Here is a 21672-nt window from a genome sequence, read left to right on the forward strand (position 1 = left end):
TTTCTTTAGTTAAATGGGTTTAAAAAAAACTGTGTTTAAGTGTGTGATCTTATGGCTTGGCTTCGTTGCGCAAACACAGTTTACCTATGCACAAAAGAATGTCAATTTTACCTGGTTACAAACCAAGGATGGCTTATCTTCTAACAATGTAAACGCAATACTAAAGGATAAGAGCGGACTCATGTGGTTCGCTACACAGGATGGCCTAAATAAATATGACGGCAGGACATTTAAAGTTTACCGTCATCGTGCAAATGATTCTACAAGTTTGTATGCTAATGATATTACCGCGCTTCATGAAGATAAATCAGGCAATTTATGGATTGGCACCAATGGCGGTTACCTCAGTCTTTATGACAGAAATAAAGATGCATTCATTAGCCTTGTTCTTGTCAATAGAAATAGTTCGGTAAGTTCGTTGTGTAGCGACTACCACGGAAAGGTGTGGGTAGCTACTTTTGGTGGACTTTATCTTGTAGATCCAGGAACACGCAAAGTTACCACACCTAAATTTCTTGAGCAGCAGAACTCTTTATTGTCCAATAAAACAGTGATCAGGGTTTTTGAAGACAGTCAAAAGCGCATGTGGTTGGGTACAAAGGATGGATTGTTTGTATTGGATCAAAAAAAAGGGGCATTAACAAAGTTTTCCCATGCCGAAAACGATCCTCAAAGTTTAATCGGTAATGAAATAAAATCAATTGCCGAAGACGGAGCCCGTATGATATGGGTAGGGACATCTCGTGGCTTGAGCCGGTTAAATGCCGACAATGAAACATTTAAAAATTATTTCCACGCTTCCGATGAACATTCGATAACGAGCAATATCATTTATTCAATTGCGCCTGTAGGCAAAGCCGAATTGTGGCTTGGAACGGAAGAGGGATTAAACGTATTTAATATCCAAACGGGAAAATCAAGGCATTTTATCCCAGATCTTCGAAATTCACATAGTTTATCAAATAAATCGGTAAGGGCAATTACGGTAGACCGTCAGGGGATCTACTGGCTTGGACTGTATCAGGGTGGAATAAATAAATACGATAGTAACTTAAGTCTTTTTAATGTTAAGCAACCGCTTCCTTTTGACAATTATGGACTTAGAGGTTCTGTTGTGACTTCTTTTGCTGAAGATGGCAAGGGCGATGTTTATGTAGGAACGGATGGCGGCGGTTTAAATAGGTACAAGCCTAAAGAGGATCTTTTCCATCATTTTGACCTGAAATCTCCAGAACAGAGTGGGAATAAAAAATTATCTGTTTTAAGTTTAGAAATGGATCATAACCAGCAGTTGTGGATTGGTTGTTTTGGGGAGGGCCTTTTTAAATTTCAGCCCTCTAACAACACCTATAGCGTTTTTACAAAAGCCAATACCCGGGGAGGTTTATTGAGCAATGAAATTTTTTGCCTGCATGAAGATAGAAAAGGAAACCTCTGGATCGGTACAAATGGCGAAGGGGTAAATATTTACCAGCCAGAGATCAACAAATTTAGTGAATTGTCAAAGAATGCTAAAGATTCAACCTTTCCCCGGCTGCCGCTAAATGGGTACATCAGGGCTATAGAAGAAGACAAACAGGGCAATTTATGGATTGGGTCGCACGGAACTGGTATTGCCATTTATAACCCTCAACTACATTCTGTTAAGGTCCTGAACAAAAATAACAGCAAGTTGAGCAGTAACGTGATTTTATCATTGTATTGCGACAGCCAGGGTAACATCTGGGTAGGAACTTTGGGTGCCGGGTTAAATAAAATTGAGGGCGGAACGGGTCGAATTCTAGCTTTTTCTGAAAATAATGGCCTTGCAAATTCAACAGTTCATGCCATTCTGGAAGATGCAAATGGCTTGATATGGATCAGTACCAATGCCGGTTTAAGCAGTTTAAATGTGCAGACAAAAAAGTTTAAAAATTACGGAACTTATAACGGTTTAGTTAACAGTACATTTACTATGGGAGCGGCCTTAAAGACCGCGGTTGGAACTATGTATTTTGGCAGTTTGGAAGGGTTTAATTTTTTCAATAAGGAAGACATTAAAACAAATAAAAACATTCCACCGGTCATATTTACTGATTTAAAAGTGTCAAACAAATCCATCCTGCCCGAGATTGGAGGGATTATAGAGAAACACATCTCAGTTGCAGAGCAAGTTAACCTGGATTACAAGCAGAATTTCTCGGTCAGTTATATCGCGATGAACTATACCGTTTCACAGCAAAATCAATATGCCTATCTGCTGGAAGGCTTTGAAAAAGACTGGAATTTTGTTGGCACAGGGAAAACGGCTGCATATACAAATTTAAGTCCGGGGGAGTATGTTCTCAGGGTGAAGGCTAGTAATAACGATGGCGTATGGAACCAGAAAGGGACTGAGGTGAAAATTATAGTGCATCCTCCTTTTTGGATGACGATTTATGCGTATGTATTTTATGCCGCTACAGCGATTGGTTTTTTACTATACCTTAGACATCGAGGGGTAACAAAACTTAAGAATGACTTTCTGCGGGAAAAGGAAAGTATGGAGGCCAAACAATTAGTCTTAGCGGAGCGTAAAGAGGCGGAGAAAAACAGGGAACTTGATCAGTTAAAGATTAAGTTTCTTACCAACCTAAGCCACGAATTTAGAACACCCATATCTCTGGTTCTTGCCCCCATAGAGGACTTGTTAAAAAAGGAGCTCAGCCATGAAGCTTTGGGAAAACTAACCATGGTGAAGAGAAATGCCCGAAGGTTATTGAATCTGGTAAACCAGTTGCTGGATTTCAGGAAAATGGAAGAGCACGAGCTGCAGCTGTGTCCCGAAGATGGTGACCTGATTCTTTTCCTGAGAGAGATCACTGAATCATTTAATGATTTGGCCGCTAGAAAAAACATCAGGTTGTTTTTTAAAACAGATGTTAAGGTCTTTTACACGCGTTTTGATCACGATAAAATTGAAAGGATATTTTTCAACCTATTATCAAATGCATTTAAATTCACATTAGAAAAGGGTACGGTAAGCCTGGAAGTAGAAATGGGTAAAAGTGACCGGATCGACGCGATAACCTGGCTGGCCATCAATGTAAAGGATAATGGTATTGGTATACCGGAAAATCAGCGTGAAAGGATATTTGACCGTTTTTTTCAGCATGAAACAAATGTTTCCATTTTGAACCAGGGTACTGGGATTGGTTTGTCCATTACCCATGAATTCGTGAAAATGCATGGCGGCAGCATTCAGGTGATTGGCAATGAAAGTGGGGGCAGCACTTTTGCACTCAAATTGCCTTTTGAATCTTTGGAGCCTGTTTATGTAGTTTCCGATATCCGTACACATGAGGCTCCGGATCTTTTAGAGGGTGATACTTTTGAGGAGGAACAATTGACCTCCCCGGACATTGATTTAGGTATGCCAACAGTTTTATTGGTAGAGGATAATGACGATTTTCGTTTGTATTTGAAAGACAATTTGAAGCAGTATTATCAAATTATAGAGGCTGTTGACGGAAAACAGGGCTGGCAGAAAGCCTTGGCGAGTCACCCCCAGCTTATCGTAAGTGACATTAGTATGCCTAATATGGATGGGGTTGAATTGAGTAAAAAAATCAAATTGGACAAGAGAACCAGCCATATCCCCTTGATCCTGCTCACTGCGGCCTCTGGAGATGGAGAGATGCTAAGGGGACTGGATACAGGTGCAAATGATTACCTGACTAAACCCTTCAATTTTGAGATTCTGAACCTGAAAATCAGAAATCTCCTTTTATCAAGTCATAAACTAAAAGAAACGTATTCAAGACAAGTTCAGGTATTATCACCCGAGATGGAGATAGAGTCAGAGAACCAGAAGTTATTAAATAAGGTAGTTCTGTATATAGAAAATAACCTTAATGATTCTAAACTATCTGTTGCAGATTTAAGCGATCATGTTAACATGAGCAGGGGATCTTTGTACAATAAATTGCTGGAAGTTACCGGACAGACGCCTATTGAATACATTAGAAATGTGAAATTGGAAAAAGCTGCTGTACTTTTAGAAAAAGGCGATTATTATGTTGCTCAGGTTGCTTATATGGTGGGCTTTGCCACACCTAATTATTTTGCAAAGTCTTTTAAACACAAATACGGGATGCTACCGTCCGAGTATGTTCATCAAAAACGTCAATCCTCATAACCTGTAAGAGGAACACCTTATCATCAGTTCGTGGCCTTGAAAATCAAGACTGTGCTCCGGATATTCAGGTTTATTTTTTAAGGAGGACATCAGGATGCCGGCAGCATGTGTTCCGATCTGACTGTTTTTGAAACCAATGCTGCTTAATTTGGGTTGGATCATTGATGAAAGTTGATTGTTGCCCAGGCCAACAATTGCAATGTCTAAAGGAACTTTTATGCCATGTTGTATCATTGTACGCATAAAATGTATGGCTGTGATGTCATCAGGAATAAAGATGCCATCAGGAATTTGTGGCTGGGAGAGTAAGTTTTCGGCCAGAATGTGGCCCTCATTTGCACCAAATTTGCTATTCAATATCAGGTTGTGGTTATAAGGAAGATGATGGTATAGAAGGGCATCTTTATAACCCTCTACACAAGCATTAAATACGGCTTTGCTTTTACTTGAAAACGCTGCAGCAATATGAGTAGATCCCTGGTCCGCTAGATGAGCAACAGCATCAAAAGTTGCTTGTTTAAAGTTGATACTCACTGAAGAACATTGGCTTGGGCTTTCCTGTTGGTTGATAAAGACAACAGGTACTTTTCTTTTAATAAACTGGTCCAGATGCAATGATTTTCCAGTATAGCAAGTATCAAGCATAATCAGTCCGGCTACCTTCCTTAACAGGTAGTTGGCATTTTCTATTTCCTTTTTTCGGGAGCCCAGAGATTGTTTTACAAGGAGGGCATATCCATTTTCAGTTGTAATGGTTTCAATAGCTGATAGCACTTCATAATTGTCTTTTTCCATCATGTTCCCAACCAGTATACCTAAGAGATTAATTTTTCCTGTTCTCAAGGTGCTCGCAGAGGAATTGCTCCGGTAGCCCATCTGTTTCGCCGTTTGTGCGATTAACGTTTTAATCGGCACACTGATTTCATAACTGTCCCTCAGCGCCCTGCTAATTGTGGCTGTAGAAATTTTCAGGAATTGGGCAATATCACTTATGGTAACTTCTTTTTCTTCAGGCATCCCCTAATTTAGCATGACGGTTGCTTAGAGAATGGCTTTAATGTTTAATACTATGGCAGTTTTGTACAATGAATGCCCTGATAAATGCGTGGTTAGTAATGATAGGTTGGTAAATGCTAAAGTTATTGGAAAGCTTGTAGCATTGCCCCAAGAAAAGTTTCTGGAGGCTGTGCGCCTGATACGGCCAATTTCTCATTGAAAACAAAAAAAGGCACCCCTTTAATGCCAATATTTTGTGCGGTACGTTCGTCAGTTCGTACTTCAGCCGCAAAATCACTGCCTTTAAGCATGGTTTCTACCGTAAGCTTATCGAGCCCGGCTGATGCACCTATTTTTACAAGCGTTTGGTGGTCGCTAATATTCTCGCCATTTGTGAAATGTGCGATAAAGAGTTGCTCTTCCACTTCATCAGCCAGTCCTTCGCTTTTGGCAAGTTGTATTAAACGATGGGCATCAAATGAGTTAGCTACAATCGACTTACTGAGGTTAAAAGTTAAACCAACTTCTGATGCGGTATGCGTTACATTTTCCTGCATTTCTTCAGCCCATTCTATTGAACGTCCGTATTTATCTGCTAAATGTTGCGCCGGATTTGCATCAGGTAAAGTCTCTGCATTTGGATCAAGCTCAAAACTATGCCACTCTACCTCAACTTGATCCCTATGTTCAAATTGTGCCAGGGCAGCTTCAAATTTCCTTTTGCCGATATAACAAAAAGGGCAACGTACATCAGACCAGATATCAACTTTCATAGCGCAAATATAGTCAGTAATTTTCACTGTAGTAATCCTTGTTGTCGGGCTGCTTCCGGCATGCGTATATACCATCATGCAATCACGTTCGAATCACGTACAGATCAACTTCGGGGTTGAAAGGCATTTAGGTTTCTCAACCCTTAAGCAACCTCGAAGTTGATTCAAGCCAAAGGTTAAGTTGATATATACGCATGCCGGACGCATGTAAGAAACAGCATATTCACCAAATGGGAAGTTGCGAGTACATAGTGATTTTAGGACAGTTATAGGGAGGTGAGCCGTAATAAGTGGGATTAACAAGCAAATAACAGCTGCATAGTAAGCGCATCAACCTCGTTCATTTTACCTGTTCTATACGGGCTCTATCCCTGTTCTATCCGAGTTCTATCCCTGTTTGTTTACAATAGTCTCCCTGGAAACTTAATCTAACTGTGGTGCGGGATGTGGAATTAATAGTATAAAAACCTAACTTTAGCAAATGGAAAACAGAGTTCTAGCGGAGGAGGATGTATTGCTGGCTAATTTAGCAGTTGGTGATGAACGTGCTTTCCGTTTGCTTTTTGACTTCTATAGAAATGTTGTTTATACCTATGCAATGAGGTATTTAAAAGACCGTGAATTGGCGGAAGAAATTGTCCAGGAGGTTTTTTTAAAGATTTGGACAGGGAGGGGAAACTTAAATACGATCGGTAATTTCGGCGCCTATCTTCGGGTCATCACTAGAAACCTAACTCTGGACGTTTTAAAAAAGAAGGCCGCCGAATTTAATAAAACTCAAAAAAGCCAGGTTTCCTGGACAGAAGCTGACGACAGCACAGAGCAATTGATTTTGATGAAGGACTCTTTATCTTACATTGAACAATTTATAGAGAAATTACCCCAGCAGCAGCGACTGGTCTTTAAAATGTGCCATATTGATGGTCTTAAACAAAAAGAAGTAGCCGAGCAATTAGGTATTTCCCCTTTAACAGTTAAAGTTCATTTGCGGGAGGCGGTAAAATCCTTAAAAATGCTTGTAGGAGATAAAAACTCATTAGGTTTGATGGTTTTTGCATTCGTAGGCCTGCTTAAATAGCTTCTTTTTCAATAAAATTCTAAAAAACTTTATTTTTCTTGATTTTCACTACTCCCTTTTCTCTTTAGCTATCGTCAGGTTTAATATAAGGGATGATGTATAGTAACCATCCTGAACAATATGGAGAAAGAAAGATTAGCATACCTGATTACAGCATATTTAGATCATAACATCAAGTCCACAGAAGAGCATGAACTGATGCGTTATATAGGTAATGGTGATTTGCAGGATCTACGAGACCTTATGGATCATTCCTGGGCGACTAAAGAAAATTTATTAATTTTAGATGAGCACAAGGCAAATGAGATTTATGCATCTATCTTGCGCTCGCCTGCGGCGGAGAATCGGGACAGCAAAATAGGAGTGTTTAAATTAAATAGCTGGTGGCGTTCTGTTGCAGCTGTAGTTGCGCTGGTAGCGCTGGGGACAGCCTTATTTGTGTATGAAAACGATCCTAAACAAGACCTTTTAATAGTTGCATCCAAAAATGACATTGCTCCGGGAAAACAAGGTGCTACACTTACCCTGGCAAATGGAAAAAAAATAAATCTTGCTGATGCGGCCAATGGTGAGTTGGTAAATGAAGCAGGCCTGAAAATAAAAAAAGCTAAAGATGGACAGTTGGTTTACGAAGTGAACAGCGCTTTGTCAAATGAAAATGTGGTAAACACTTTATCTACGGCCAACGGTGAAACCTACATCGTTCAGTTGCCAGATGGCTCCAGGGTTTGGTTAAATTCTGCATCCAGTTTAACTTATACTGCTAAGCTTAACCAGGAGGGTAAACGGAAGGTGAAGCTTGATGGGGAGGCGTATTTTGAAATTAATAAAGACAAGTTGCATCCTTTTATCGTAGAAAGCAGGGGACAGCAAATTGAAGTGTTGGGCACACATTTTAATGTAAATACCTATAAGGATGAGCCCCTAATTACCACAACGCTATTAGAAGGTTCTGTACGGGTTACTGCTGTAGCATCAGGTAAAGCACAAACTCAGGTTATAAAGCCCGGAGAGCAAGCGCTTAACAATGCTGGAAACATAAGTACTGGCAGGGCTGATCTTGAAAAAACAATGGATTGGAAAAATGGCGATTTCTTTTTAAATCATGTAGACTTTAAAACGGCCATGAGAAAAATTGCAAGATGGTACAATGTAGAAGTGATATATGATTCTTCTGTACCAAATGACATTGAATCTGGTGGTTGGCTATCTAGGGATAAATCGTTGATTACGGTTTTAAATTCAATTCAGGCATCTGGACTGGCAAAATTTAAAATAGATGGACGGAAAATTTATGTTTCCAGATAACAGCGTACGCCGAAATTATAAACAACAATTATTAACCTAAAGACTAAAAAAAAGTATGCAGAAAAAATTACGAAAGAAGAACTAGTACGAGAAAAAAAACGAACCAGACCCTAAGTTGTGGATCTGGTTGCAGTTTGGAGTCAATTATCAACTGTTAACTACAGTAGCCTGTTCCGTGGAAAGTTAAGGCCTGCTGTAAAAAACCAAACCAAAACAAATGTATAAAATTTATACCGGGAATACGTATGCACTAAAAAGCGTCTATTCTAAACTATTGCTCATTATGCGATTAACCACCGTACTACTTATAGCATGTTTGATGCAGGTAAAAGCATCAACTTTTGCTCAGCAAATAACGCTGGACAGAAAAAATGCGCCTTTAGAATCTATTTTGAAAGAGATTAGAACGCAAAGTGGATATGATTTTTTTTATGATGGAAAAATCCTGCCGAAAGGCAAGGTGGTAGACATTAACGTCAAAAATGCCGGGATTAATGTTGTTATGAAGTCTGTTCTTTCCGGACTTCCTTTAACGTATACCATTGAAGGCAAAATTGTCTCTATTAAAAAGGTAGAACAGCCGTCTTTTTTAGAAAGGGTGATTTCGAAGTTGGAAAATATCATTGTTCGGGGTAGAATAGTGGATGAGAATGGCAAACCTATGCCTGGGGCTTCTATTTTTGTAAAAGAAAGCACCATTAGAGCAACTTCAAATGAGAACGGGGAATTTCAATTAGATGATGTTGACGAGAATACAACCATCCTCATTGCTTTTGTAGGGTATCAACCGATAGAACGTAAAGCAGTCAGAAATATGGGGATAATTAAAATGCTTCCCGCAAATACAGATCTGAAAGAAGTTAGCATCAGTTTTAACACCGGCTATGAGCAGGTTGCAAGAGAACGTAGTGCAGGTTCTTTTGCGAAACCAGACCTGAATGTGATGAAAAACCGATCTACTAGTACGAATATACTTGACAGGCTGGAAGGTTTGATTCCTGGTCTGTCTAGTGGAAGAAGCGATGTTGTTGCAGAAGGTCAGAGAGGCGGATTGGTTATACGTGGTTCATCATCTATAAACCTGTCTACAACGCCATTAGTTGTAGTAGACGGAATTGAAGTGCCCAACATCCAAGCTGTCAACATGCAGGATGTTGAAGACATCACAGTTCTTAAGGACGCAACAGCGGCATCTATTTGGGGTGCTAAGGCAGCAAACGGTGTAATTGTAATCACAACAAAAAGAGGTAAATCGTCCAGTAAGCTAACTATAGATTATGATGGATATTATGGATTTCAAGGCCGGCCAAATCGTCAATATTTGCCAGTCCTTAATTCAGCACAATTTATCACTGCACAGCGGGAAATATTTCCAGAATATGCCGCAGCGAACTCATATGCAAGTGTTGAGGCGAGTGGTGTAATACCGCCGCATCTCCAGATTCTTTACGATGCACTTCCAAGCAGGAATAAAATAACACAGGCACAAGCCAATTTTAAACTGGATAGTTTAGCATCCATAGATAATAGGGGTCAGATAAACGACATTTTTATTCGCAACGCGGCAACGCTCAACCAGACACTGTCTATCTCTGGTGGTAGCGAGGTGCATTCCTTCTATGGATCTGTAAATCATATCGGTGTAAGAAACAATGTTACAGGAAGTCAGGACAATCAATACAAAACAAACATCCGGAATGATTTTAAATTCGGTAACAGGGTAACAGCTTTTGTTAATGCCGATCTTACCAACCTTATCCAAAAAAATACTGGTACGGAAGACATTACGCCAGACGCTGGTTTTCTGCCTTATCAACTATTTAAAGATGCAAACGGAAATCCACTGGTCGTAAATTATATGGCACCTGTTACTGTTATTGGCTATTCCGATGCCAGGAGAGCTGATTTTCAGGCCAGAAGCCGTATAAACTTAGATTACAGTCCGGTATTAGAATTGGACAGAAGACGTGAAAATATAAATAATCTGTCGGCGAGAATGGTTGCTGGAGGTAAGGTTAACATTTTAGATAATCTGTATTTTCAGGGTACTTATGGGTATAACGTAGTATCTAATACTGGTAGAACGGTATTAGATGATCGTAATTATATTGTCAGGGATGATATAATGAGATATACACAAGCGCCAACGCTTGCCTCAGTACCGATTTACAACTTGCCCTTTGATGGCGGCAGATTGGATACAGAAAATTCCGTTACGAAAAGCTGGACACTCAGGAATCAGTTGTTCTTTAATAAAGACTGGGACAAACACCAGCTTACTGTAATGGCTGGTCAGGAGGCAACACATATACAAGAGGTAACAAACGGCGCTACTTATTATGGCTGGGATGATCAACTTCAGATATCACGTCCGATTGATGTTAAAAAATTGGCTGATGGTATCAATGGAGTTGCCGGGGCCACCGGTAATTACATTGTAAATAATGTACGTGGCGGCGAGCAACCCGTAGCCAGAACTACTTCGTATTATGCCAATATGGGCTATACTTACGCTCGAAAATACACGTTGAACGCTAGTTGGAGAATTGATGAAAGCAATTTATTCGGATTTGATAAGTCTGCGCAAAACCGGCCTGTGTATAGCTTTGGCGGCAAATGGGCGTTACGTAACGAATCATTCATGGAGCCGTTATCCTGGCTGGATAGGTTGGATGTTCGTTTAACTTACGGTATAACTGGTAATGCCCCCGCTCCAGGAGAAGCTGCATCATTTGATATTTTAGAAGGGGAATCTAATCCTAATTATGTGACAGGTGCGGGCATCATCCTCACTACGCCGGCCAATAATAAACTGACCTGGGAAAGCACCAAAGTTTATAATGCTGGGATAGATTTTTCTGTTTTTAATGGGAGACTGAACGCAACTGTTGACTTATACTTAAAAAAGACGACCGATTTGATTGGACAACTTTTTACCTCTCCACTAACCGGATATTCCAGTGTGACAGGTAACTTTGGTGACTTAGAGAACAAAGGAGTCGATTTACAGTTGAGTTCGGTAAACCTTAGAACTGAGAATTTTCAATGGGGCAGTAATCTGGTTTTAGGCTACAATAAAAATAAAATTACCAAACTGAATCTGAATCCGGCTACAACCGGAGACGGCCTGGTGGCAGCAACTTACTTGGTTGGTTATCCCATGTTTGTATCTCATGCTTATAATTATGCAGGTTTGAACGCTTCCGGAGATCCACAGGTAAAATTGGCTGATGGCACACTAACATCTGCACCAAATGCAACACTACCCGGTGATATTATTTATAATGGCAGCACGCAAGCCCCATGGACGGCAGGTTTAAGTAATAACTTTAGATATAAAAGTTTAGAGTTGAGTGTAAACATGATCTATAATGGTGGTCATGTGATGCGCGACCCCCGCAACCCGTTAAGTACCACACAGCTGGGCTTTTTAGATCGTTGGAAAACTGCAGGTGATGAAAATAGAACTGATATCCCGAGATATGTTGGTGATAGTGAGGCTGCTGGCGAACGGAATAATGATTATTTCTCTAGCGGTAGTCAAAGGTTTATGAGTGCTTCCTATGTCAAAATCAGGGACATTACCTTAGGTTATGGCCTTCCACAATCTGCTGTTACTAAGCTACGGTTGCAGGCAATAAACTTCCGGGTTCAGCTCTCTAATTTATTACTCTGGACGGCTAATGACCTGAACTATGATCCTGAGGCCAGTGGTATTACCAGAGCAGCACAAGGTACCTTAACCCTTGGTGCCCATATTACCTTTTAATAATTAAAGAAAACTGACAGACATGAAGATTTTAAAGCAATATATTTTTAGCCTAACACTACTGGCATTGTTGATAATGCAGGTTTCGTGTAAGAAAAGTTTTTTGGAGATAGAGCCAAAAGGTTCGTTAATTGCCAGGGAAACTAAAGATTACGAACAAATTTTAAATGCCTCCTACCTTGCATCCACATTTACTGCCAGCATTTATATGGGAGATGAGGTTGCTGCTCAGCAAGAATATTTTAGTGGTGCTTCCTTACGGGTACAGCGACTGTTTAAATATGAAGACAGGGTTTATCAGGCAGACGAACTCCCTAATGAGATAACTGAAGAGGCGGGTTATATCCGTAGGCTTTACCTGTATAATAAAATCATCAATGAGGTGATGGATTCCAAAGAAGGAACTGAGCAACAAAAAAATGGCATTCTGGCTGAAGCTAAAGCGGGGCGGGCAATTTGCAATTTCATGTTTTTAAGCGATTTCTCTACTCCATATAATGCCGCTACCGCGGCAATAGATTTGGGAATACCTGAACTTACAAAAGCGGATGTAACATTAACCAACTTTTCCAGATTAACGCAAAAGGAGAACTATGAATTAATTATTAAAGATTTAACTGAGGCGATTCCTAACCTTGGACCGCTGGTGCACCGTAGAAAAATATCAAAACTGGCGGCCTATTTTTACCTTGCCCGCATACATATGGCCATGGGTAATTATGGTGCAGCGACAACGGAACTTGATGCCGCGTTTTTGGAAAGGTCTAAGGCAAACATCCCTTTGGCTATTTATGACTACAACTTGGTCCTTGATCCCAATGGGGTTGGAACCTGGTTTCCAAGTAATGGATTTTACCTTTCAGGTATTCCACAGGCAGCAAACAATACCGAAACTATTTATAACATTGAGGCAAGCTCATTTCAATTTGGCTCGGCGAATACTTTTGTTTATAGTCCAGAAACTGCTCAATCCTTTTCCTCGACTGATAAAAGACCAGTATTATATGATCCCGTAGAATTTTTTGGCGCCAAAACTTTTCCTTTAGCAATGAGACGCCCTACCGTATTTTTTACTCCGATTGGGCCTTCACTTCCAGACTTGTATCTGATGCGTTCAGAATGTAGGGCACGTGCAAATGACCTTAGCGGCGCTGTTGCAGATGTGCAAGTATTACGGGAAAAAAGGATGTCTGCCGCAGAAGCCACAGTGCCTGCTGCAACTGCCAGTAACCAGCAGGAGCTTGTAAAGTTCATTTTAAAGGAAAGAACCCGGGAATTTGCCTTTACAGGTTTACGTTGGTTGGACATGCGCCGTTTATCCGTAGATCCTATATATAAAACTGAGGTCGATAGTCGTCATCAAATGTATAAGGATGATGGACAAATTGTAAACGAATACACACTAGATCCAAGACGCTTTGCTTTAAAATTCGGCGAGCGAATGCTTAACGAAAGTAAGGGATTGCAGGAAAACCTTTAATATAACCAATATCCAGTGAATTGCTGCCCTGGCAGCAATTCACTATCAACACACAAATATATATATATGAATAAATTAATTGTGATAGCAGTTGCTTTACTATTGCCTGCACTTTCAAATGCGCAAACAAATTACTGGATAAAAGGCAAAATACCTTCCATAAATAAAGCTAAGCGTGCGGTAATGTCATATCCGCCAGATGATAAAGGAGGGGAATATAGGGCAGACACCGCAGAGATTAGAGAAGGTAAATTTGAATTTAAAGGAACAATTGGAAGGCCGCAACTGGCAGAATTGAATTTAATTATTCCCCTGCCTGCCGGCACTAAAGCACGACGGGCAGATAGTCAAGAAGGAGGTATGAAGAATGTGGCGCTATTTTATTTAGATGGAAGTATTGATGTAACATTTGATACTGCCGGCATGGCTTCCTACATTGGCGGAGGCAAAGACCAAAAAGCATGGGAATATTATGCCAATGAGGCCTCAGTCAGGGCTAAAGCGCTTAATGGTGCTTCATCTGGAATGGAATTTTACGAAACGCTGGTTGGCGACATGGTTAAACATTTTCCAGATTCCTATATGAGTGTTGACCTAATGGATCTTTTTACGCAAAGTTCTATAAATCCTTCTTTAGTCGACCCTATGTACCATACATTAAGCAAAAGGATGCAAAAATCAGAAAAGGTTTTGGCCTGGCAGCCTAAATTAGAACAGGCAAAATTGGCTGTTTCTGGTACTCAATCCGCTCCGGAATTTACTTTGAACGATACTGAAGGTAAACCTGTATCACTGGCTTCTTATAAGGGTGGATATGTACTGGTAGACTTTTGGGCTAGCTGGTGTGTGCCTTGCCGTGCTGAGAATCCAAATGTGGTAGCCGCATATGAAAAGTACAAAAGCAAAAACTTTAAAGTGCTTGGTGTCTCACTTGATGAGAAAAAAGATGCCTGGTTAAAGGCCATTGCGGAGGATAAACTACCATGGAAACAATTGTGTGATTTCAAAGCATCTAAAAGTGAAGTTACGCAGATGTACAACATCTCTTCCATTCCAGCAAATGTACTCATAGATCCAAATGGGAAAATTGTAGGCAAAGATCTTAGGGGTAAGGCGCTCCATGATAAGCTTGCGGAATTAATTAAATAGGTACCGATATAAAATTATTGAAATGAAAAAAATAATATTATTTATGCTGATTTCCAGCTCAGCCTGGGCTCAGCAGCCTGCAAAGAAAGCCAAATATGGCATCGATCAATTTATGCTAATTGAAAAAGTTGAAGATCAGGAAAAAAAGTATAATGAAGTTCTTAAAGAACCGGCCAGTAATCTTACAGCTACTGCTATAAACGACCTACGCGCTGAACTTGCCTATCACTGGTTAGCAAAAGGGAATGTGGAACGTTACAGATTTTATAAAGCTACTAAGCCCAAGTTTAATTTTAGACAAGGTCTTTTTCTATCATATGCGGTTGAAAAGCTACTTGATGAAAAAATGCAATATGCTGATGCAGCACAAATTTCAAAAGAGCTGCTGGAAGATGGCGGCTATGATAGAACTTCTGTTTTATTGGAGGTGAATGCTGCCGCCAATGCAAAGCTGGGTAATGTGGATGTAGCCAGGAAACTCATAGCCCAATCAACTGCGGATAAAGGAAGCGATGTAAGGTTAACTAAGTATTTCAAAGACGCACAATCCAATTATCTTAATCGCTATGCAATGGTAATGTTGGCAGCGGGGGATAATCAAAAAGCATTTGATGTGTTAACTAAGGCCTTTAAAGAAGCCGATAGTAATCCATATATGATCTTTACTTTTAAAGAGGCTTACAAAAAAGTTAAAGGTACAGACAAAGGTTTTGAGCCTTATCTTAAATCACTGCAGGCTGAAGCTTATCAGAAATATTATAAAGAAGTTGAGAAATCGTACGTTGCTGTAGCACAACAGACACTTGATGGAACTTTTCCCGATCCAAGTGATGGGACAAAATTGATAACCTCATTTCGTGCCACTAAGCCTGTTAAAGAGGTGAATATGAAAAATTTGGAAGGGAAAATAGTTAATCTTGGCGATTATAAAGGAAAGATATTAGCGATAGACTTTTGGACTACAGGATGTACACCATGTGTAGCAGCTTTTGCCGGATTTGAAAAGGTAGTTGCGGATTACAATAAGGAAGAATTTCAAATGTTTGTTGTAAATATCTTTGAGGATGACCGGACTGTAAAGGCATTTGCAGCTACAAAGCCCATCAAACTTGATGTTTTACAGGATGAAGAAAACAAGATGTATGATGTTAGGGCAACGCCTTCTAAAGTTGTTTTCGATCCAATGGGAAATATTAGATTCTTCGCAACAGGTTATGCAGGGTCTACAGATAGGGAATACTATAAGTTAAAGGCCATGGTGGAGATTATCAAAGCACGCATTTAATAAAAGCAGATGAAAAAACTAATCCTGTTGTTAATGCTGATTTCCAGCTCAGCCTACGCCCAGCAAGCAGCGCTAAAAATTGCTGCAAACCAATTTAAGGCCTTAGTTAAAGTGGAAGATGAAGAAAAGTTTTATAACGACTTAATCGCAAAAGGTCCTGCTGATCATGCTAAGCCAGATCAATATAATGAATACCGTGCTCAGCTTGCGGTAGACTGGTTGACTAAAGGAAACATTAAGAAATATAAATTCTACAAGAATACCAATCCTAAGTTTACGGCACTTCAGTTGTTTGATTTAAGTAACTTGCTGGAGTATTGGGTAGACAATAATATAAATGTTGCTGAAGTAGAGCAGATTTCAAATCAAATTTTAGAAGAGTTAGAAAAAAAAGTACACGATGATACGTTCAACAGGGCCGGAATTTTACTTGAGGTTAACGCATTGGCAAATGCTAACTTAGGTAATATTGGCATAGCCATGAGGAATATTGAAAAGTCTGGCACAAATGCAATGTTTAGAGATATTCCTTATTTCAGAAATTCCAAGGCAAACTACCTCTGCCGTTATGGAGCAATTCTTGCTGCAGCCGGCCAATATCAAAGGGCGTTAGACACATTGTCTAACGCGGTTCGTAATGCCATTTCCACAAAGACTACAGTATCCACATTAAAAGAGGTATATCAAAAAGCTAAAGGCAATAGCTTGGACGTAGACATGTATATTGCTTCATTACAGAACGAAGCTTATAATAAGATTGCAAAGGAAGTGGAAAAGGCGTGGACCGCCGAGACCAAAAAAGTACCAGGCATTACGCTAACAGACATGAATGGCAAGGCAGTTAAGTTATCCGAGTACAGGGGTAAAATAGTTGTGATAGATTTTTGGAGTACAGTTTGTAAACCTTGTGTTGCAGCGTTTCCTGCATTTGAACGTATTGTCGACTTTTATAGAAATGAACCCTTCAAGTTTTTTGCAATCAATGAAGGTGAGCAACCTGATATTGTAAAGCCCTATATGGATAAAAAGGGCTACAAACTGGATGTCTTATTCGATAATGAGGAGGCCCTTTTCAAAGCATTAGGTGCGCTGGGAACACCTCAGAAATTTATCATTGATGCTAATGGAAATATCAATCAAACAGGAATAGGTTACACAGGATCGGACGATAAGGAGTTTTATAAGTTAAGGGCTATGATAGAACTGGCTAAGAGACATTCATCAGGTAAATCAGCAGCAATTAATTAAATAAAGATGAAGAATTTAATGCTTGGGTTACTCGTTCTGTTTTGCCTTGGCTTTATAAATGGATATAGCCAGAGCAGGCAAGAAGCCAAAATGCTTGAAAAAATGATTGCCAATTGTGTTGAAAAGGCAATGGTAACAAGTGTTTATATTATTGAATGGGATACGCTGAAGAACAAGGTACAGGATGGTATTGAAGAAGCGAATGGTTTTACAGGTGTGGTCGTTTCTGCTGAAGGGCACATATTGACTGCCTCTCATGCGGCCATGCCCAATCAGGTTTACCAAATTTCGTTTCCTGATGGCAATAAACACATTGCTGTGGGCTTGGGCAGGATAGGTATTCAGGATAAGGAGACTGATTATGATATGGCAATGATTAAAATCCAAAAGCCTGGAAACTGGTCTTTCGCTAAGATTGCACCCAGTACTCAATTAAAGATAGATCAGCCTGTAATCAGTATTTCTTACCCAGGTGCATTTTTTAAAGCATTGCCAAATGTACGTTATGGTAGAATATCAGACCTTGACTTAAGTGATGGCTTTATAGTGTCCTCTGCTAAAATGGAACCGGGCGACTCAGGTGGTCCTTTATTTGACCAGTATGGCCGTGTAGTAGGAATTCATAGCTGGATCAAGGAACCCGAAGATCAGAATTATGATATTCCTGTTGATCATTTTTTGAAGTACTGGACGGCGCTGAATATAGCAAAGGATTATACATCGTTTCCGGTAGCAGATGTTTTGCCTGCTACAGCCAATTCATTAACAGTAACAGTAGTACCCACACTTAAAGATGTAGCGACTATTTCAGCTAAGGGACTTAAAACTGTGGTGACGCTAATCAGTACACGTGAGAAGCAGCAAGTATCTATATTAGGAACGTTGATTGATTATGGCAATGCCAGATACATTGTCAGTAAAGCTTCGATGGTATTTGCTAATCCCTTGCTTAAAATTGGAGATAGAACTATCAGTGTTCAAGTTGTTAAACGAGATAGGGAAAGGGATTTGGTTTTGTTAAACGTTGCGGGGCATTTGAATAATGGCATTAAGATCAAAGCTAATGCTAAAAATCCTGTACTTAAAACATCAGATTTGGGAAAGATCCTGATCACTGCTTTACCAAAAGACTCTACAGGAGTAGGCGTACTAAGTGCTACCTATACCGATATTCCTCTGGTTTCCGAGGGATATGTAGAAAGCCAGCCTACTGTGCGGCACGTTTCTTTTGACTACCCTGGTGGAAAAAGCACCCGCTCGGACGGCTTCAAAGATGTACTTGTCCACGATGCGGCTATTAAGGCGGCCGAATGTGGGAGTCCGGTATTTGATATTGCGGGAGATTTTTATGGAATTAACATTGCCAGGCGCAGCAGAACCTCATGTATCTTGATACCTGTAGCCGCGCTCGCAAAATTTATAACAGAAAATATTAATAACTACTAACATGAAAAAAATATTTGTAGCAATTTTAGTTTTGTGCTCATTGAGCACGCTAGCTCAAAAAAAAGAAGATGAGCTTAAAAAGCTTCCTCCTGCTGAGCAGGCCAGAATGAAAAGATTAACTGCATTTCTAAAAGTTAAAGGAAATGAGAACATGGAGGTTTTACTTAAAACCATGATTACGGACTATCCTAATACCAATTTGGATATGGAGAGAAGCTTAATCTCGAGTGCATATGCTGAAGATCCAAATTCAGCCAAAGTTCTTCAATATGTTAATGCCATGGAAGATCCTGTATTTAAGCTAAGGGCATTAACTATGGCGGTTGAGCTTATGGCCGCAATTGACAATACTAAGGCATTAGCACTTGCAACAGAAAAACTAGAAGAAGCAAAGAAAATGAAAGGTAAGACTGCATTAAGCGAGCCTTTGAAAGTAGACCCTAAAGCTGCTTATGACGATTTTATTAATTTATATGGTAAACTACTTTTTAAAGCTGGTAAAAATGATGAGTCATATCAGTACACTTCGGAGGCTTATCACAGTACTAAAAATAGGGATACTGAACTTACTGAAAATTACGCCTTTCTTTCCAGTCTGAGGGGGGAGTATGAAGCAGCTTTACCTGTTCTGGCAAAGACAGTACAGGAAGGTAAGTTTGAGCAAAGATATATTGAAGAGGTTAGGAAAGGTTATGCTAAACTAAATCCAGGTAAGGATATTGATGCCTACATTGCCGGCTTGAAGAGTGCTTTTATTGGACAGATCAAAAAAAATGTTTCCAAATTAATGGTCAATGAAGCGGCCCCAAATTTTACCGTAACAGATGTGAACGGTAAAAAAGTTTCCCTGGCAGATTTTAAAGGCAAAACTATTGTATTGGATTTTTGGGCTACATGGTGTGGTCCATGTGTGGCGTCGTTTCCTGCTATGCAGATGGCTGCAAACCGCTATTCGAACGACCCCAATGTCAAATTTCTCTTTATTCATACCTGGGAGAACGTTGCAGATCCATTGACCGATGCTAAAAACTTTCTTGCCAAGCGCGACTATAAATTCGATTTATATATGGATACCGTAGATCCAGTTACTAAAGTACCGCCTGCCGCTAAGATATTTAAGATAGATGGCATACCAGCAAAATTTATCATTGATGGTAATGGTAGGATACGGTTTAGCATCAGTGGTTTTGAGGGTAAAGATGAGGCTGCTGCAGAAGAAGTGGTGCAGATGGTGGAGTTGGCACGTCAGGGATAAAATAAAGAAACACAACAAAATTATGAAGCGTTTTATTTTAATTGTAATACTAAGTTCGATGGCAATGCTATCATTTGCCCAGGCCAGTCATCCGGTTTCCTGGCAATTTAGCAGCGAGAAAATTGCGCCGTTAACGTATAAAATAAAGTTGCAGGCAAGTGTAAAAGAACCTTACCATATTTATCCCCAACAGGCCTCTGGGGCTGGTTTAGGGATGCCTACGGAAATTTTATTTAAGGAAGACAGCAATGTAGAATTTATAGGGGAAATGGCTGAGAAAGGTTTGGAACAAACAGGCGATGAAAAGGTGCCGTATTATTCAAAAGGTGTAGTATTTACACAAACGCTGAAACTCAAATCTGAAAAAAGCACCACACTTGATTTTACCATAAAATATATGGCCTGTACCAATCAAATGTGTCTTCCCCCATCCAGAAAGCAATTTACACTGGCTTTAAATGATAAAGGAAAAGAGGGAGATATTGAAGAAAGTGTTTCCACTGAGGAGTCAAAAGAAATGGCTTCCATCTTCAAATATGAAGATTTCATGATGGCGGATACAAGTGGCAAGGTCATCGATTCCAAAGTTATTACTTCGGCAAGTAAGTACACTTTCGTTGACTTTTGGGCAAGCTGGTGCATTCCTTGCCGTGCGCAGGGTCGAGCCTTAATCCCCCTGTATCATAAATATAGGTCGAAGGGCTTTGATGTTATAGGTGTTTCGCTGGATACAGATATTAAAGCATGGAAGAAGGCAATTGAGGCTGACAAATATATCTGGACAAACCTTAGCGATCTTAAAGGATTTGAATCTGATATGAGTAAGAGATACCGTATTACGGCTATTCCCAGAAATTTTTTAATCGATAATAAGGGTGTTATTGTTGCAAGGGATTTGCATGGTAGCGAGCTGGAAGCCAAATTATTTGAGTTGTTATAAAAAAGGAATTTTTTAACTTGTGCACCGATGGCTTTATTGACAGCTAAATTTAACCTCTGACTTAAGGTTTATAGAAAGTATAAACAAATTGCCTAATTTTACATTTGCTAACCACGGGATAGGTGGTTAAAATTAGGCCATGAGTGTATACCGTAAATATTCTGATCTTGAATTAGCGGCCTTGTTAAAGGATGGTGATGCTTATGCCTACACGGAGATTTATGAAAGGTACAAGTTTATATTATACAAACATGCATTTCGTTTGCTGGGTGATGAAGAAGAATGCAACGATGTAATACAGGATCTTTTTTTGGCACTCTGGCAAAAAAGGGATAGTCTGGCATTTAAAACAGCGCTTTCATCTTATCTCTATAATAGTGTACGCAACCGTGTTTTTGATTTAATTACGCATAAAAAGGTACAAACAAAATACCTTGAATCCATTCGGGATTTTATGGAGCAGGGTGCCTTTGTTACCGAAGAATACCTTAGGGCCAAGGAACTTTCTGCGGCAATTGAACGAGAAATTACTGCCTTGCCAAAAAAAATGAGGGAAATATTTGAACTTAGCCGGGATGAGGAGTTGTCATACAAGCAAATTGCTGAAAAGTTAGGCCTTTCCGCAAATACAGTGAAGCAACAGGTTTATAACGCAGTAAAGATTTTAAGAGCTAAAATTAGCTCCTTATTAACTATCTGGCCTTTTTTATAATTTTTTTTATTTTCATCTAATACATTTCAATATCTATACCGTCTTAACTGTATAAAGGGAAAATAATTTCTTTTCGG

The 21672-nt window shown here is 39.7% G+C and carries 14 protein-coding genes; 12 read left to right on the forward strand and 2 right to left on the reverse strand.

What is annotated here, in order from left to right:
• The first annotated feature begins 13 nt into the window (after positions 1-13).
• On the forward strand, positions 14-4156 hold the full coding sequence (locus LPB86_RS13100) for a hybrid sensor histidine kinase/response regulator transcription factor (RefSeq protein ID WP_230644626.1): 4143 nt from the start codon (positions 14-16) through the stop codon (positions 4154-4156).
• On the opposite strand, the gene LPB86_RS13105 is transcribed toward LPB86_RS13100, so the two are convergent.
• On the reverse strand, positions 4151-5173 hold the full coding sequence (locus LPB86_RS13105; RefSeq protein ID WP_230644628.1) for a LacI family DNA-binding transcriptional regulator: 1023 nt from the start codon (positions 5171-5173) through the stop codon (positions 4151-4153). The two genes, LPB86_RS13100 and LPB86_RS13105, sit on opposite strands and share 6 nt — an antisense overlap.
• A gap of 122 nt (positions 5174-5295) precedes the next feature.
• Positions 5296-6003, reverse strand: a complete 708-nt coding sequence (locus LPB86_RS13110; RefSeq protein WP_230644630.1) for a DsbA family oxidoreductase — start codon at positions 6001-6003, stop codon at positions 5296-5298.
• Positions 6004-6406: 403 nt separating this feature from the next.
• On the opposite strand from LPB86_RS13110, the gene LPB86_RS13115 reads away from it, so the two are divergent.
• The 11 genes from LPB86_RS13115 (at position 6407) to LPB86_RS13165 (ending at position 21595) form a co-directional block, all read left to right on the forward strand.
• The gene (locus LPB86_RS13115) at positions 6407-7003 is read left to right on the forward strand and encodes an RNA polymerase sigma factor (RefSeq protein ID WP_230644632.1); all 597 of its coding nucleotides are present in this window, start codon (positions 6407-6409) and stop codon (positions 7001-7003) included.
• Positions 7004-7123: 120 nt separating this feature from the next.
• Positions 7124-8311, forward strand: coding sequence for a FecR family protein (locus tag LPB86_RS13120; protein WP_230644634.1), 1188 nt, complete (start codon positions 7124-7126; stop codon positions 8309-8311).
• Between the two features lie 217 nt (positions 8312-8528).
• A complete protein-coding gene (locus LPB86_RS13125) occupies positions 8529-12080 on the forward strand; it encodes a SusC/RagA family TonB-linked outer membrane protein (protein WP_230644636.1) in 3552 nt (1183 codons plus the stop codon).
• 22 nt (positions 12081-12102) lie between these two features.
• The gene (locus LPB86_RS13130; protein ID WP_230644638.1) at positions 12103-13560 is read left to right on the forward strand and encodes a RagB/SusD family nutrient uptake outer membrane protein; all 1458 of its coding nucleotides are present in this window, start codon (positions 12103-12105) and stop codon (positions 13558-13560) included.
• Positions 13561-13626: 66 nt separating this feature from the next.
• Positions 13627-14709, forward strand: coding sequence for a TlpA disulfide reductase family protein (locus LPB86_RS13135; RefSeq protein ID WP_230644640.1), 1083 nt, complete (start codon positions 13627-13629; stop codon positions 14707-14709).
• 22 nt (positions 14710-14731) lie between these two features.
• Positions 14732-15994, forward strand: a complete 1263-nt coding sequence (locus LPB86_RS13140) for a TlpA disulfide reductase family protein (protein ID WP_230644641.1) — start codon at positions 14732-14734, stop codon at positions 15992-15994.
• A 9-nt stretch (positions 15995-16003) separates the two neighbouring features.
• A complete protein-coding gene (locus tag LPB86_RS13145) occupies positions 16004-17242 on the forward strand; it encodes a TlpA disulfide reductase family protein (RefSeq protein WP_230644642.1) in 1239 nt (412 codons plus the stop codon).
• Between the two features lie 6 nt (positions 17243-17248).
• On the forward strand, positions 17249-18688 hold the full coding sequence (locus LPB86_RS13150) for a serine protease (RefSeq protein ID WP_230644643.1): 1440 nt from the start codon (positions 17249-17251) through the stop codon (positions 18686-18688).
• 1 nt (position 18689) lies between these two features.
• Entirely contained in the window at positions 18690-19943 is a 1254-nt protein-coding gene (locus tag LPB86_RS13155) for a TlpA disulfide reductase family protein (RefSeq protein WP_230644646.1), read from the forward strand.
• Positions 19944-20001: 58 nt separating this feature from the next.
• Entirely contained in the window at positions 20002-20883 is an 882-nt protein-coding gene (locus LPB86_RS13160) for a TlpA disulfide reductase family protein (RefSeq protein ID WP_230644648.1), read from the forward strand.
• Positions 20884-21022: 139 nt separating this feature from the next.
• Positions 21023-21595, forward strand: a complete 573-nt coding sequence (locus tag LPB86_RS13165; RefSeq protein WP_230644650.1) for an RNA polymerase sigma factor — start codon at positions 21023-21025, stop codon at positions 21593-21595.
• The last annotated feature ends 77 nt before the right edge of the window (positions 21596-21672 follow it).

Origin of the sequence: Pedobacter sp. MC2016-14, assembly GCF_020991475.1 — a bacterium.
Taxonomy (GTDB): domain Bacteria; phylum Bacteroidota; class Bacteroidia; order Sphingobacteriales; family Sphingobacteriaceae; genus Pedobacter.